Origin of the sequence: Kribbella sp. NPDC056861 (genome assembly GCF_040687575.1) — a bacterium.
Classification (GTDB): Bacteria; Actinomycetota; Actinomycetes; order Propionibacteriales; family Kribbellaceae; genus Kribbella.
This window is the reverse complement of the sequence record NZ_JBFBNQ010000010.1, coordinates 23088-37583: the sequence shown is the minus strand read 5'-3', so window position 1 is coordinate 37583 and position 14496 is coordinate 23088. Positions and strand designations below refer to the sequence as shown.

The window sequence follows — 14496 nt, the reverse complement described above, 5'->3', positions numbered from 1 at the left end:
ACAGGCCACCAAGCGCGGCAAGGTCACCGCATTCGCGATCTGACCCATCCACCGGCATGTACGGACCTCCTACGCCGCCCGCCGTGCCTGGCACGACCTGGATCTGGACCGTCACACAGCACGACACGATTCCGGCAGCGAGGAGATCGCCGATACGACGCAGGACAATCCTGTCGTGGATGACTCCGTGGCGGACAACGACGGCAGCCTGACTGTCCATCGCCGCCCGGGCAGCAAACTCGACTCTGGGCAGCGCGCCGAGGTCCTGGGCGCCGCGCTGCACGTTCTGGCGGGGTCGGCTACGTGAGTATGACCATGAACGCGGTAGCGGCACGGGCGAAGGCCGGCAAAGGCACCTTCTACTGCCGCTGGCAGTCGAAGGCGAATTGGTCCTCGACGCCGTCGGTCACATGAAGCGCAGCCAGGTGGATCTGGACCGACTGCCCGACTTGGTTCCCCCGCCGGCACAGCCGCCCTTCTGGAGTGCCCTCCCATTGTCAAAGGGAGTCGATGACCGCCGACAAGCCGCTCCGGGCCGATGCCCGCCATCTACAGACGACACTGCCCGCGGCACGGTCCTGGCAACCTTCCTACGCGACATGACCGGTCACATCGCCGCCCACGACGGCCTCGCCCGGATGCCGGCCACGCTCATGGCCGATCGCTCAGGTGTCCTGGCCGAAGGCAGCCGGCACTGGAGCCGGCCGTGGCCGAGAGGGTGGCCGCCGCGTGGCCGGCCACGGCCGACGGTATCCATCACTCTGGTACTGGACGGGCTCCGCCGCCCGTTGTAAATGAGAAGTGCGGCTCACGGGGCGCTGTCGAAACTCCCCGCCAATCAAGCTGCTGAGCGCGAGCCACGCCGATGCAAAGACCTCCAGTCCCGTCACCGGCTCGCCTTACCCCGCCGCATTGACGCGCTTCGAGCCGATAATGCCGCCGGCGACCAGGATGCGCTCCTCAGTTTGCGGTTGTGCGCGTGCTCGAGGAGCTCGCGCACAACCGCTGGTCAGGGCCGCCAGCGAGCGCGGTCAGTCGGTGGAGATGGTAATGACGGTCTTGCCGGGCAGTGAACCGGCAGCGGCCAGGCTGTGAACCTCAGGAAGTTTCTCCAAGGGCACCCGCTTGGCGACCTCGACCTTCAGCTCGCCGGTGCTGACGCGCGCCGCGAGGTCGGCGAGTTGGTCGGCGTCACTGCGCACGTACAAGTCGATCCCGCGTACTCCTCGCTGCTCGTCCGACGGAGCTGGCATCCACACCGTGGTGTTGACCAGGGCGCCGCCGTCACGGATCAGCGGAACGAACGCTGCCAGCTGCTCCGGTGTGACCGGTGCGAGATTCAGGACCAGATCGAGCTGCTCCGTGACCAGCGCGGCCACATCGGACGTTGTGTGGTCGATAACCTCATCAGCGCCGGCAGCCTCGACCCGGTCGCCGTCTCCGGGGCCGACGACGGCGACCACCCGGGCCTGTGCCTCTTTGGCCAGCTGCACGGCGTAACCGCCAACCGCCCCACCGGCACCGTTGATCAAGACACGTTGTCCGGCGACCAGGTTGCCGTGATCGAACAGAGCCTGCCAGGCAGTCAGGCCCACCACGGGAAGGGCCGCCGCATCAGCCAGCGGGATGCCTTTCGGTGCTCCTGTCAGGATTTCTGCCGGCGCGAGAACGTATTCCGCGGCCGCGCCTGTGCCGGTCATCGGCAGAAACCCGATGACGCGGTCACCGACGGCCAGGTCCTTCACGTCCGTACCGAGCTCGTCGACCGTGCCTGCCACGTCGATACCGGGTGTGTGGGGCAACTCGACCGGGATCGGTCCCTGCATGAATCCTGCACGAATGTTGCCCTCGACACCGTTGAATGATGTCGCGGCGACACGAATCCGGACCTGACCGGCACCAGGCACGGGCTGATTGACGTCCTCGTAGCGCAGAACCTCGGGACCGCCGAACTCGTGGAAACGTACTGCCTTCATCCTCTGCACCTGCTTCTGTGAGTGCTGTTTTTGAACACCACGAACTTCGCAGGAACCACGACGGTTAGCCTGGGCCGGCTTGGCCCACCATGGTGATGGCCGGCCCACGCGCGGCGCCGACGATCTCGGCCACCCGCTCGGCGTCGACCGATCCGGGCGGCGCGGTCAGCATCAACGCGGTCAGGTCGTCACCGGGAATTTGCAGCAGGCTACCGACCAGTTGGACCGCGCCTCCCTCGGGATGGGCGAACGAGGCGGTGCTCTCGTAGGCCGCCACCTGTCGTGGCGCGCGCCACAGCGTGTCGAAGGCTTTGCTGCGCGTCCGTAACTGGTCGATCAGTTCCATCAGCGAGGCATCGGTGGGATAGCGCAACGACGCGCTCTGAATGCGTGTCACGAGGATGGCCTGATGATCGCTCGCGTCGGCGGCGGACTGCTGAAAACGAGTGAACGGGTCACAAAAACTCCGCCATGCGATGTTCCACTCCCACGGCTCGCCGGTCAGATCCCAGTGCCCCAAGGACAGGAACGCGCTGTTCACCGCGACCAGGTTCATTGCCGCGTCGGACACGAACATCGGGGTGTCGGCGAACCGCTCCAGTAGTCGCGCGGCCGCAGGCCCCACATCGGTAGGCACCAAACCCTCCGCTGCGGCATACCCCGCCAGCGCGCACAATCGCTCGTACTCAGCCCGCCCCGCCCGCAACGCCCGCGCAATCGCGTTCACCACACCGACCGATGGATGGCTACGTCCCTGCTCCAGCCTGCGGATGTAATCCGCAGACATTCCCGCAAGCTCACCAAGTTCTTCTCGCCGCAACCCCTCGACCCGACGCCGGCCAACCGTCAGCCCCACCGACTCCGGGGACGTCGCGCCCCGCAGCCGACGCACAGCATCACCGAACTCCTGACCCTCCACCTCACCATTGTCCCTCCCGCCATTCGCCCGGTCGACGCCGGTCGACCTCCGATGAGCTCGAGCTCGACGATGGTGCGAACGTGTTCGAAAGCCGCAGTAGGCACATGCATGGCGGTATTCGCGACCGCGTCCGGCATTCCCGGGCCCGACGTGTGGCGTCCCGGCGGCCGGTTCGAGCTCACCCTTCGTGCCATCTGCGTCCCGATCGCCTAGGACAGCGCCCAAACATTCCCGGGGCGAACTCGGACTCTCCGGCGTGATCGTCGGTCATCCCCGACCCTCGCCTTGATCCCTGCACCGGACAAACCCCGTGCCTGCCCGGCACGGATCACGAATCCCGGCCGGGAGAGGTCGTACCCGCACTGCTGTCGGCCATCCGGCGTGCCTGTTGGGCCACCGCGGCGCGGACCGCAGCGGCCGCGGCGGACGGAGCACCGATGCCGGCCAGCCCTATCGAACGGCGGACCAAGTTCGGATCGTCGACCTCGACGCAGACAACGCCACTGGGCAGCGCGGAGGCCACGAGGCTCGGAATCGTCGTGACGCCGAGCCCGGCGGCGACGAATCCGAACCGGGACGCCCAGTCACCCAGTTCAGTGGTGACCTGCGGTGTCGGCAGCGTTGGCCAGGCGCCGAACTGAGGCTCTCCGCGCGCTCCTTTACCGACGATCCAGCGCTCCTGGGAAAGCTCGTCCACCGGAACCCGGCGGGCTCCCGCAAGTCGGTGTCCCCGGCCTACCGCGATCCGCAGCGTTCCGGCAGGAAGTGGTTCGACCTCGATCCCCGCGAGGTCCCATCCGGGCAGATCCCCACCGGACGCCAGAATCGCCAGGTCCAGCCGGCCGGCCCGCAGGCGGCGAATCTGAACGGGCGTGGACGACTCGAGAAACTCGACTTCGACCGATGGGTGGGTGGCGCGGACGCTCGCGATGGCGCGCGGGACCAGCCGCAGGGCGGCGGTCGGGAAACCGCCGAGCGCGATCCGGCCCACCACCGGCGCCGGTAGGTTCTCGAGTTCGCGCTGCGCGACGTCGTACTGGTCCAGAATGGCGGCCGCGTGCACCGCGAGCCGGTCGCCTGCCTCGGTCGGCTCGACCCCGCGCGGTCCGCGATCGAACAATCGCGTACCGGTGGCCGCCTCCAGCGCGGCGATCTGTTTCGACACCGCCGATTGCGTGAACCCCAACCGCTCGGAGGCCGCGGTGAGCGATCCGGTCTCCACCACCGCTCGCAGCGCGCGCAGCAGCTGCGGATGTCCGTCGATGAGCATCGACCCAGTATGCCGGACCAGAATACCTTGCCTGCTCGATCTTCGCTGGTGGCATGATGCGTCGGCGCGCAAGATCGACTCCATGAATAAGATCTGGTTCGTCACCGGCACCTCGAGCGGCTTCGGCCGGCTATGGGCGGAAGCCGCCTTGGAGCGCGGCGACAGTGTGATCGCAACTGCCCGCTCTCTGGAATCCCTCCAGGACCTTCCGGAACGTTTTCCCGAGACCGTCCTGACACTCGAACTCGACGTCACCGACCGGCAAGCAGCTTTTTCGGCAGTCGACCAGGCGGTGGCCCGCTTCGGACGCATCGACGTCGTCGTCAACAACGCGGGCTACGGTCACTTCGGCATGGTGGAGGAACTCACTGAACGCGAGCTTCGCCGGCAGCTGGAGACCAACTTCTTCGGGGCGGTCTGGGTCACCCAGGCAGTCCTGCCCGTGCTGCGTCGACAGGGCAGTGGACACATCCTTCAGGTGACCAGTGAAGGCGGACTCCACGCCTACCCGGGCATCGGCGCGTATCACGCCTCCAAGTGGGCACTCGAAGCCATCTCCGAGTCACTGTGGCAGGAGGTCGCAGGCTTCGGCATCCAGGTCACCTGCGTCGAACCCGGCCCGTACAAGACCGATTGGCTCGACCGCGGATCCCGCCACAGCGATGAGCTGCCCCAGTACGCCCAGTCGCGCCTCGACAACGCCGTGGACTTCGACATCGGCCTGGCGGCCGCGACCAAGCCTGCCATCCTCGCCCTCGTCGACGCGGAGGATCCACCACACCGGCTGCTCCTGGGCAACCTCTTCCCCGAGATCGAAAAGCTCTACCAGGAGCGCCTGCAGACCTGGCGTGAGTGGCAGCCGGTCTCCTTGGCCGCGTTCGGCACACCGGCCGATTGACCATCCCGATAAGTTGCGGGACCAGCAGCGAAAGCTTGGTGCGCTGTGCAAAATCGAGGCCGAGCAGAATCTGCGCGACAGTGGCCTGACGTGGTGCATCCTGCGCTTTCCCTTCGTGTATGGAGACCAAGACGGTCACCTGGACGCTGCACCGAACCAACTCGCGAGCATGGGATGGCATCCGGCTCGCAAGTTGAGCCTCGCACACCACGCCGATATTGCGACTGCCGTCAAGCTCGCTCTGACCGGCGCCATGGATGGTCGGACCGTGAACATCGCCGACGACTCACCGCTCACGACGTACGAGATCGCCCAGATCGTCGGGGCCACGTACAACTCCTCGGGCGACCCGCTGGCCAACCCGTGGCAAGGTCACATGGACATCGGCCTCGCTCGCAGCCTCGGCTTCCGTCCCACGATCCCGACGGCCTACGAAGCCGCTCGCCAGGGAATCCTCTGAACCGAAATCCGCCCTCGGCTCCCGTGCTCCGCCCTCGGGCAAATCACTCAGGAACCCATCCCATCCGGTGAAATTTGAAATGAGCCACCATCCTGCCGCGGCAGCCGGGATTGCTTGTTCAAGTCGGAATCAAGCTCCTGGGCGGGCTGCATATGGGGTCGACGGTCGGTGAGATCCGGCGGTCACCGTTCGGAGCCGGCCAGCTATGGCATCTGATGCTTGCTGAGGGCAACACTGCACTGGTGGCGGAGCTCGCGTCCGGTCTGTCCAGGCCGATTGATTTCGAGCTTGCCCGGCCGGTCCAATCCAGCAGCTCTCCTTCGATCGGACCGACCAAGGCACCGCGCCCCCGTCACTACCGTGTTGACGAGACCGGTCAGGCCGAGCGACGCCGATTCCACGCAGACCGGCTGCAGCCTTTCGAAGCAGTCGCTACCGACGGCACCCCTCCTAGTCGCAGTGGCCCATCGACATCAGTACAACCGGTGAGTTTGACCAGGTGCTCCGCGAAGCCGCCCGGCACGCCAGGACACCACTGATCGTCGACCTGTCCCAGCGCCAACATCCAGACGCTGCCCCAAGCCCATCAACGAACCGCCTCCAATAGCCAGCTGATCCTGCTCGCCACACCCGGCAGTTCCGCGCAGCACGTCCCTGACCCTCCTCGACTACCGCCCTACCCGCCGAGGCAGCGACGAGCGTCGTTTGTCTGACTAGCGCTCCACGCAGACGTGTGACGTAGCCGAGCTGATCTCGCCCGGAAACCGGAGACGCCGCCCTATGTCGCTGGCGTAGTGCCCGGATGACACTGGAGCTGGGGGTATCTTGTCGCCCTGACTGTACGGGCCGATCATGTCCGAGCGCTCGGGCAGTCGATGTCACGCCCAGTAAGAGCGTTCTGCCGGGCGGTTCGAGGTAACAGCTCCACCGGGACGGCTTCATTCACTGGACTTGGTCAACCGGTGCCAGCAGGTGAACGAGGTTGTAGCATCCGTGGCTTCGATACATGGTGGGCTGAAGAGGGAGCAAGTTGTGGCCGGTCGGAAGACCTGGTTCGGGGCGCAGCCGGCTTGTTGATCGCCTTCGCGTCGGTGCTGGTCGGCGCCCGTTCCATGGTCTTTCTGCTACCGTTTCAGCAGCGAGCTAGCGGGTTCCGAACCGCGAGAGCTCGGACGAAAGATGTTCAACGTTTGTGGTCGGCCTCGCGGTGCCGGCGCGGTGTCGACGCCGCGGTGCGCCGGCGAGGCCGTTGACGAATCTATCTATGCGTGGTCATCGCCAGAGGTGCTGAACCGCGATGATCCTCGCGCTTTCCTGCTGGGCGTACGTCGGATGCGGGTTGTTGCCGCTTACTGGAGTCGATTTCAGCTGACGATCATGACGAGCCGGCCGCGGACGTGGCCGGTTTCGCTGGCGTGGTGGGCGTCGGCGATCTGCTCCAGCGGGAAGGTTCGCTCGACTGGCAGCCAGAACTTTCCAGATTCGATGAGTTCGCCGATTCCGGCGAGCGCGCCGAAGGCGTTGCCGTCGACAAAGCCGTTGCTGAAGTGCACGCCGTGTTGCTCTGCTCCGGCGAAGTCGGCCAGGGTGATGACATTCTTCGGCTCGCCGCCGGTCAGGGTGATGAGTTCGGGGAGTACGCCGTTGCCGGCCACGTCGAGAGCGACGTCGACACCATCGGGGGCCAGGGCTCCCACGCGGTCGGTCATACCTTCTCCGTAGGTGACGGGTTCCGCACCCAGCAGGGTGAGGTAGCCGCTGTTACGGGCGCTGGCGGCACCGATGACGCGCGCGCCACGGGCGACGGCGAGCTGGGTGGTCGCGGTGCCGATTCCGCCAGAGGCACCGTTGATGAACAGGGTGGTTCCGGAGGTGACGTGGAGCTGGTCGAGGCCGCGGGTCGCGGTTTCGAGAGCGACCGGGATGCCAGCGGCGTCAACGAACCCGAGCGACGGCGGGATGGGGGCCCGGAAGGTCAGTAGCGCGTATTCAGCGACGGCGGCCTGATTGTCGGAGATGCCGAAGACACGGTCGCCGACGGCGACGTCGGTGACGCCGTCACCGATCTCATCGACGACACCCGCAACATCGGCTCCTGTGGTCTGTGGCAGGGAGGCGCCGAAGTTGAGTTCGCCGCGGCGGATTTTCGCGTCGCTGGCGCTGATTCCTGCCGCTCGGACCTTGATGCGGACCTGGCCAGGGCCGGGGTGCGGGTCGGGCAGGTCCACGATAGCGAGGACCTCTGGCCGCCGTACTGGTTGAACTGTGCTGCCTTCATGCTGGTTGTCTCCTGAGAGGTGTAGATACGACGGTGGTCGTGGTCAGACGTTGCGGCTGTGGGGGACCTGTTCGGTGTAGTCGACGTCCCAGTTCTCGACGCCGATGGCGATGATGCGCTGGGGGTGGATGCGGATCATCGCATCGTCGTGGTGGCCGGGGGTCTCGACGTCGACCAGCGCTTCCGCGTGACCGCGGATCTCCCGTGAGCGGACCCGCCAGGGGTCTGTGCTGGGCACGTCGTCGATGACCAGCGCGATGCGGCCGTTGTCGGCCACGTTGCGGAACCGGCGGCTCTTGCGGAGGTTGAGACCCATCAGGTCGATGGTTGAGGTCTTGGGGTTGTAGGCGAATCCGACCGGGCTGACTTGAAGGGTGCCATCCGGCTGAGCGGTGGCCACGCGGCACAGGGGCTGGTCGGCCATGTACTGGATTTCTTTGTCGGTGAACACAGAAAGGGCCTTTCGTCAGTGGCGGTCAGTGAGCGAGGACGGGTTCGGCGTCGGGTGCGACGGCCAGGAGGCCGCTGCGGAAGAGCCCGGCCGAGATCAGAGCGCCTGCAAGAAACAGGGCGGCAGCGACCCAGAACACGAAGTGGTAACCGGCGAAGATCGCTTGGGCGATGGTGGCGGGGTCGGTGGCCGTTCCGGCATGAGCCGTCAGGTAATTGGTGGTGGCGGTCGCGCCGAGGGAGCTGAACACGGCGAGTCCGATCGAGCCGCCGGCCTGCTGGGTGATGTTGACCATCGCGGAAGCCACCCCGGTTTCGTGCGGCCGCACGCCGCTGGTGGCGGCGTTCTGTCCCGGACCGAAGATTATGCCGAGACCCAGACCGATGACGGTCAAGCCCGGGAGTACGCCGCCGGTGTAGGTCGAGTCGGCGTCGATTCCGGTGAGAAGAACCATGCCGCCCGCGGCGAGAAGGCTACCGATCGGGACGATCGGGCGTGGGCCGATGCGGGGAAGCAGTACCGCGCCGGACAGCACCGCGCCGACCATGACCAGGACGACCATGGGCAGGAACGCCAGGCCACTCTGGACCGGCGTGAATTTCAGGGTTTCGGCGAGGTAGTAGGTGACAAACAAGAACACGGCGAAGCCACCGGTGCCAGAGATCCCAACCGCGAGATAGGCCCCACCACGGTTGCGGTCGAGCACCACCCGCAGCGGCAGGAGCGGATCGCGGACCCGGCGCTCGACGAAGACGAACGCGACGACGAGCAGCACGCCGAGCGCAGTGGGGCCGACGGTCCACACATCGGTCCACCCGCGAGTGGCGGCGTTGCCGAGCCCGTAGACGATGCCGAACAGACCGAGCAGAGCCAGGGCGGTGCCGGCGAGGTCGAGCCGGGTTCGCTGAGGACGGGCACGGTCGACGAGGAAAATCAGGGCGCCGGCGACCGCGACGGCGGCGATGATCACGTTGACGTAAAGGCACCACCGCCACGACAGGTTCTGCGTGAGCACCCCGCCCAACAGAAGTCCTAGAGCGCCACCGGCACCGGAAATGGCACCGAAGACGCCAAAGGCGCGGCCGCGTTCGTCAGCGTCGGCGGCGAACGTCACCGACACCAAGGACAGTGCGGCGGGCGCGAGCAGCGCAGCAAAGGCGCCTTGGGCGATACGGGCGATCAGCAGAAGAGTGAACCCGTCCGCCGCCCCGCCGAGTGCGGAGGCGGCCGCGAAGCCGATCATGCCGATGACGAACAGCCGCTTGCGACCGTGCAGATCGCAGAGCCGGCCGCCGAGGAGCAGAAGGCTGCCGAAAGCAAGGGCGTAGCCGCTGACAACCCATTGGCGACTGTCATCGGAGAACGTCAGCTCACGCTGCGCGGTAGGCAGAGCGATGTTGACGATCGTGGAGTCCAGGATGACCATCAACTGCGCCAGGCTGAGGACCACGAGCGCCAGCCACCGGCGCGGGCCTGCTTCGGGTTTCATGAGGACCTTCCATCGTCGATGAACTCTTGACTTACCATCGTTATATTAACTTATCGTTGGTAAGTCAAATGCCGACCGGTAAGGTGGTGGCTTGTGACCGAGAGAGAGCCGCGACCCGAAACGATGCCGGCCGAAGCCACCAGTTCCGACGTGTTCTGGCTTCGTGATGAAGTAGCGCGGCCCCCACGCCGGAACACGCCGCTCAGCTTGGCGCGGATCATCGACGCGGCGATCACCGAACTCGACGCGACGGGAGTGGATCGGCTGACCATGCGCCGGCTTGCCGAGCGGCTCGAAGTGACGTCAACCGCGCTGTACTGGCACGTCAAAACCAAGGAAGACCTGCTCGACCTCGCGCTAGACCATGTCGTCGGGGAGGTGCCAGTGCCCGCACCCGATGTGCCGCCCCGGGCGGGACTCCAGAAACTGCTCGTCGGCTGGTACTCCGCGATGGTGGCGCACCCCTGGTCGCCGAGTCTGCTCGGCCGGCCTCTTCTGGGACCCAATGTGCTGACCCGGACCGAGTACATCCAGGCAAAGCTCGTCGAGGACGGCCTTGCGGGAAAGGATCTCGCCGCAGTGACCCACACGCTCGCCGGCCTCGTGCTGGGCTCGGCGATGGCGGACGCTACCTGGCAGCGGATCGACGACCCCGCCGCGATCGCCAAGGTGCGCGCACACATCCTCGACTCCGCGGACCGCTACCCCACCCTCAGCACATCGGGCTTCGTCGACGCCGGCTGGTCGGACAACGAACTGTTCGCTCTCGGGCTCGACCGAGTCCTCGATCAATTCCTCGGCACGAAGTAGTCGGGCAGACTGTCAGACGTCCGCGTCTCAATCGAGACGGGCCCCAGATTCCCGCCATCGGGTTTGACAGGATCACTCACGAAGCGCGGCATCGGCTGAAATCAATCAGAAATCTGGATCAATGACTTGTAGTAGAACAAGACGTGGCCGAAGGCAATGTCTCACGTCGTAGCAGGCGGGCGCGGATACGACAAGAGGGACCACCTGTCTGGTGGTCCCGCTTGTGGCGCTGTTGGGCATTGGCCGGGTCAGGCGTCGGTTCGCTTCAACCTCCAGGCGGCGCCGGCCGCTACCAGGGCCGCATATCCGGTGAAGACCGCCAGCCCCGGCCAGGGGCCAAGGGCGTCGGGTGCCTGAATGACGGCAGCCGCCGCGTTGCTGGCGGCTCCTGGGAAGTACTTAAGGGCGCCGTTCCAGGAGTCGGGGATCATGAGGCCGACGATGTTGTCGAGCAGGAACATGGTTCCGAACAAAGTGGTGATCGAGGCCGCGGTGGAGCGCAGCAGAACTCCGAGCGCCAGTCCGAGAAGACCCGAGGTGGTGAGAACGGCAGCGGTGCCGATGATGGCCCGTGCGACGCCTGGGTCCGACCACGACGCGGCTCCGTTACCGATGATGGCCTGACCCGCGGTGAAGGCAATAGCTGTTCCGGCGAGACTGGCGGCGAAGCCGACGGTGGTGAAGACGGCGAGCTTGCCCCAGAGGACAGGCAGCCGTCTCGGTACGGCGGTCAGCGACGAGCGAATCATGCCGGTGCTGTACTCACTGGCGATGATGAGGATCCCCAGTGTTCCGAAGGCGAGCTGAGCGAACATGACGCCGCCGAGACTGGCGTCGGCGGCGCCGAGGCTGTCATCGCCGACCCGGCCACCTGACCTGGTGACCGAGGCGGTGATCAGGCCGACACAGATCAGTAACGCGGTTCCGATGGCGAGGGTGATGACGGTGGAGCGTAGTGACCAGAACTTGATCCATTCGGACTGGATGACACGTACCTGAGTCACCTTGAGCTGAGTTTTCGGACTGGGCCTGGTCGACGAATTCGCGGTGGTCATCGGGTAGCTCCTGTCAGGGAGTGCTCGGAGGTGGTGCGGTATTCGACAGCTTCCTTGGTGATTTCCATGAACGCTTCTTCCAGGGACGGCCGCTGCACTGACAGCTCGTGCAGGGCGATCCCTGCGTCGGCGGCGCGATCGCCGATCTGTTGCGCGGACATCCCGGCCACCTCGAAGGTGCCGCGTTCGATGCTGGTGATCGTGACCTGGGGGCCTGCGATCAGGTCGTGGAGTTCGGCGGCGCGTGGTGACTGCACTCGCACTGTGTTTCGTTCAGCCTGTTCGATGAAGCCGGCGACGGACACGTCGGCGATGAGCTTGCCGCGGCCGACAACGATCAGGTGCTCGGCGGTCAATGCCATCTCGCTCATCAAATGTGAGGACACGAAGACGGTCCTGCCCTGGGCTGCCAGTCCTTGCATGAGTTGCCGAATCCACAGGATGCCTTCGGGATCGAGGCCGTTGACCGGTTCGTCGAGGATCAGTACCTCGGGATCGCCCAGTAGCGCGGAGGCGATCCCCAGCCGCTGTCCCATGCCGAGAGAGAAGGCGCCGGCCCGTTTGCGGGCGACGTCGTGGAGCCCGACGATGTCGATCACCTCGTCGACCCTGCTTCTCGGGATGCCGAGTGTGGCGGCCATCGCTGCCAGATGATGGTAGGCGGACCGTCCGGTATGGACGGCCTTCGCATCGATGAGGGCCCCTACCTTGGCCAGAGGTGCGGTCAGATCGGCGTAGCCGCGGCCATCGATCGAGGCGGTCCCGGACGTGGGCCGATCCAGTCCCAGGATCATCCGCATAGTGGTCGATTTGCCGGCGCCGTTCGGGCCGAGGAAGCCGGTGACGATCCCGGGCCGCACTGTGAAGGTCAGGTTGTCCACGGCGACCTTGTCGCCGAAGCGTTTGGTCAGTTCCTTGATTTCGATCATGGCAAAAACTTTCGCCGCCGAGCGGCAGGTCGCGCGTCGTCTCGGTGCGGGTAGTCGATTACGTCTGCGGCAGTAGCCGATATACCGCCAGAAGACGACGCGGACCAGGCCGCGTTCGGCGTACTTTGGCCGCATGACACAGGGGTGGCGCGTGCTCAGCTGGACGTGGGCGGCCAAGCAGCAAAGGCAGTTGCTGCGGGACGGGGCTCTGGCGCTGGGTCTGGCGGCTTTCGCAGCCGCTGTGATCTGGATCGGATCCGACGATCAGCCGTCTCGGGCTCCGGGGTTGCCTGACGTGACCGCGATCGTTGTGATGGTGACTGCGATCCTGGTGCGACGCAGATGGAGCGGGTGGTCGATTGCCGCGGTCACCGTGACGTCGGCGGCGCTGACGGCGGCCGGCCATGAAACGCCGGTGCTGATCGTGGCACTGTTCTTCCTCTTTCATGCTCGTGCGGGCGCCGGCGACCGGCGAATCACCTGGCTGATCGCGGCTGGTGTGAGCGTCCTGCTCTACTTCGTCTCTGTCGTCTGGGCAGACGGTGGCTGGTGGTCACCGGAAAATCTCGGAGTACTGGCTTGGATAGGTATGGCCACCGCCGTCGGTGATGCGGCCCGAAGCCGACGTGCCTACCTCGTCGCAGTCGAAGAACGAGCTGTGCGCGCAGAGCAAACTCGCGAAGAAGAAGCCCGCCGCCGGGTGACCGACGAGCGACGCCGTCATCAAGGTCCAAGCCTCCGGTGCAGGAAACATTCTTGCCGAGCACCCCGACCAGGCTGCCACCGCTCTCACTCACATCAGCCGTGCCTCTGACACCGTCTTGCAAGAGATGGCTGCCGTTATCGGCCTGCTCCGAAACCCGAGCGAACCGCTCGCTCCGCCGCCGTCGCCGGCCCCAGGTCTCGCCGGTCTGGCCGCGCTCCTCGGTAACTTCGCAGCCGCGGGATTGCGAGTGGACCACCAGCAGCACGGTGAAGCCAGGGACCTCCCGCAAGTCACCGACCTCACCGCTTACCGAATCGTGCAGGAGTCGTTGACCAACGCTCATAAATACGGCGAAGGCACGGCCAAGGTCACTGTCGTATACAGCCCGCAAGGAGTGGCGATCGAGGTCAGCAACCCGGTCAGATCCGGTACAAACTTCGCAAACTCCGGATATGGCATCATCGGTATGCGGGAACGCGTGTCGGTTGCCGGCGGATCCCTCCTGGCTGATCTGACACCCGGCGCAGGTTTCATGGTCCGCGCCGACCTTCCTACCCCGGACGGGCCAGCGATATGACCATCCGACTACTTCTGGTGGATGACCAGCCGTTGATCCGGGCCGGTTTCCGGATGTTCCTTGAACCGGCCGCAGATCTCGAAGTCGTCGGCGAGGCCGGAACCGGACGGCAAGCCATCGAGTTCGCGAGAGCGACCCGCGCTGACGTGGTCTTGATGGACATTCGGATGCCCGACATTGACGGCATCGAGGCGACCCGCCGGATTGCCGCCGACGACGACCTGGCCGGCGTCCGGGTGCTGATCCTTACTACCTTCGAAACGGACGACAATGTCGTCCTCGCCCTCCGCGCGGGCGCCAGCGGCTTCCTCGTTAAGAACGTCGAACCCGTCGACCTGCTCCACGCCGTCCGCGTCGTCGCCGCCGGAGAGTCACTGCTGTCCCCAGCGGCCACCCAAGCGCTGATCAATCGGTTCCTGACCCAGGCACCTCTCGGTCAGCTACCGGCAGCGCTTGATCTCATTGTCCTCACCGGTCGGGAACGGGAGATCTTGGCGCTGGTCGCCTACGGCTTGTCGAACCAACAGATCGCCGAACAACTGTTTCTGTCTCCCCTCACGGTGAAAACCCATATCAACCGCGCCATGACCAAGCTCGACGTCCGCGACCGCGCTCAACTGGTCGTCATCGCCTACCAGAGCGGACTCGCCCACCCAGGAGGGCGACCCGCATGAATAG

General features: G+C 65.7%; 16 protein-coding genes. 7 read left to right on the top strand and 9 right to left on the bottom strand.

The features are described 5' to 3' along the window. Positions 1-175: 175 nt before the first annotated feature. Together AB0P21_RS39285 and AB0P21_RS39280 are read left to right on the top strand one after the other, a co-directional pair. Positions 176-307, top strand: coding sequence for a hypothetical protein (locus AB0P21_RS39285; RefSeq protein ID WP_363704253.1), 132 nt, complete (start codon positions 176-178; stop codon positions 305-307). Positions 308-309: 2 nt separating this feature from the next. Continuing rightward, positions 310-414: a TetR family transcriptional regulator gene (locus AB0P21_RS39280; RefSeq protein WP_363704460.1), complete on the top strand. Its 105-nt coding sequence runs from the start codon at positions 310-312 to the stop codon at positions 412-414. Between the two features lie 617 nt (positions 415-1031). Here AB0P21_RS39280 and AB0P21_RS39275 read toward each other — a convergent pair. The 3 genes from AB0P21_RS39275 to AB0P21_RS39265 form a co-directional block, all read right to left on the bottom strand. After that, positions 1032-2084, bottom strand: coding sequence for an NADP-dependent oxidoreductase (locus AB0P21_RS39275; protein ID WP_363704251.1), 1053 nt, complete (start codon positions 2082-2084; stop codon positions 1032-1034). Further along, on the bottom strand, positions 2041-2895 hold the full coding sequence (locus tag AB0P21_RS39270; protein WP_363704249.1) for a helix-turn-helix transcriptional regulator: 855 nt from the start codon (positions 2893-2895) through the stop codon (positions 2041-2043). Before AB0P21_RS39270 ends, AB0P21_RS39275 begins: the two co-directional genes overlap by 44 nt. Positions 2896-3223: 328 nt before the next feature. Then, positions 3224-4165: a LysR family transcriptional regulator gene (locus tag AB0P21_RS39265; RefSeq protein WP_363704247.1), complete on the bottom strand. Its 942-nt coding sequence runs from the start codon at positions 4163-4165 to the stop codon at positions 3224-3226. On the opposite strand from AB0P21_RS39265, the gene AB0P21_RS39260 reads away from it, so the two are divergent. Continuing rightward, positions 4158-5063: an SDR family NAD(P)-dependent oxidoreductase gene (locus AB0P21_RS39260; RefSeq protein WP_363704245.1), complete on the top strand. Its 906-nt coding sequence runs from the start codon at positions 4158-4160 to the stop codon at positions 5061-5063. The two genes, AB0P21_RS39265 and AB0P21_RS39260, sit on opposite strands and share 8 nt — an antisense overlap. Before the next feature lie 13 nt (positions 5064-5076). Beyond that, a complete protein-coding gene (locus AB0P21_RS39255) occupies positions 5077-5523 on the top strand; it encodes a hypothetical protein (protein ID WP_363704243.1) in 447 nt (148 codons plus the stop codon). Between the two features lie 1364 nt (positions 5524-6887). On the opposite strand, the gene AB0P21_RS39250 is transcribed toward AB0P21_RS39255, so the two are convergent. The 3 genes from AB0P21_RS39250 to AB0P21_RS39240 all read right to left on the bottom strand — a co-directional run bounded on the left by AB0P21_RS39250 (position 6888) and on the right by AB0P21_RS39240 (position 9741). Further along, positions 6888-7751 (bottom strand): NADP-dependent oxidoreductase, encoded by an 864-nt coding sequence (locus AB0P21_RS39250; RefSeq protein WP_363704241.1) that lies wholly within the window; start codon positions 7749-7751, stop codon positions 6888-6890. A gap of 93 nt (positions 7752-7844) precedes the next feature. After that, positions 7845-8252 (bottom strand): PPOX class F420-dependent oxidoreductase, encoded by a 408-nt coding sequence (locus tag AB0P21_RS39245; RefSeq protein WP_363704239.1) that lies wholly within the window; start codon positions 8250-8252, stop codon positions 7845-7847. A 25-nt stretch (positions 8253-8277) separates the two neighbouring features. Beyond that, entirely contained in the window at positions 8278-9741 is a 1464-nt protein-coding gene (locus tag AB0P21_RS39240; protein WP_363704237.1) for an MFS transporter, read from the bottom strand. Between the two features lie 123 nt (positions 9742-9864). Between AB0P21_RS39240 and AB0P21_RS39235 the strand changes: the two genes are divergently transcribed. Further along, positions 9865-10551, top strand: coding sequence for a TetR family transcriptional regulator (locus AB0P21_RS39235; protein ID WP_363704235.1), 687 nt, complete (start codon positions 9865-9867; stop codon positions 10549-10551). A gap of 248 nt (positions 10552-10799) precedes the next feature. Here AB0P21_RS39235 and AB0P21_RS39230 read toward each other — a convergent pair whose 3' ends face one another. The 3 genes from AB0P21_RS39230 to AB0P21_RS39220 form a co-directional block, all read right to left on the bottom strand. After that, positions 10800-11606 (bottom strand): hypothetical protein, encoded by an 807-nt coding sequence (locus AB0P21_RS39230; protein ID WP_363704233.1) that lies wholly within the window; start codon positions 11604-11606, stop codon positions 10800-10802. Continuing rightward, positions 11603-12535 (bottom strand): ATP-binding cassette domain-containing protein, encoded by a 933-nt coding sequence (locus AB0P21_RS39225; RefSeq protein ID WP_363704231.1) that lies wholly within the window; start codon positions 12533-12535, stop codon positions 11603-11605. The genes AB0P21_RS39230 and AB0P21_RS39225 overlap by 4 nt, the downstream gene beginning before the upstream one ends. 553 nt (positions 12536-13088) lie before the next feature. Continuing rightward, entirely contained in the window at positions 13089-13259 is a 171-nt protein-coding gene (locus AB0P21_RS39220) for a hypothetical protein (RefSeq protein WP_363704229.1), read from the bottom strand. 106 nt (positions 13260-13365) lie between these two features. On the opposite strand from AB0P21_RS39220, the gene AB0P21_RS39215 reads away from it, so the two are divergent. Further along, positions 13366-13818 (top strand): hypothetical protein, encoded by a 453-nt coding sequence (locus AB0P21_RS39215; RefSeq protein ID WP_363704227.1) that lies wholly within the window; start codon positions 13366-13368, stop codon positions 13816-13818. Next, the gene (locus AB0P21_RS39210; protein ID WP_363704225.1) at positions 13815-14492 is read left to right on the top strand and encodes a response regulator transcription factor; all 678 of its coding nucleotides are present in this window, start codon (positions 13815-13817) and stop codon (positions 14490-14492) included. The genes AB0P21_RS39215 and AB0P21_RS39210 overlap by 4 nt, the downstream gene beginning before the upstream one ends. Positions 14493-14496: the final 4 nt, after the last annotated feature.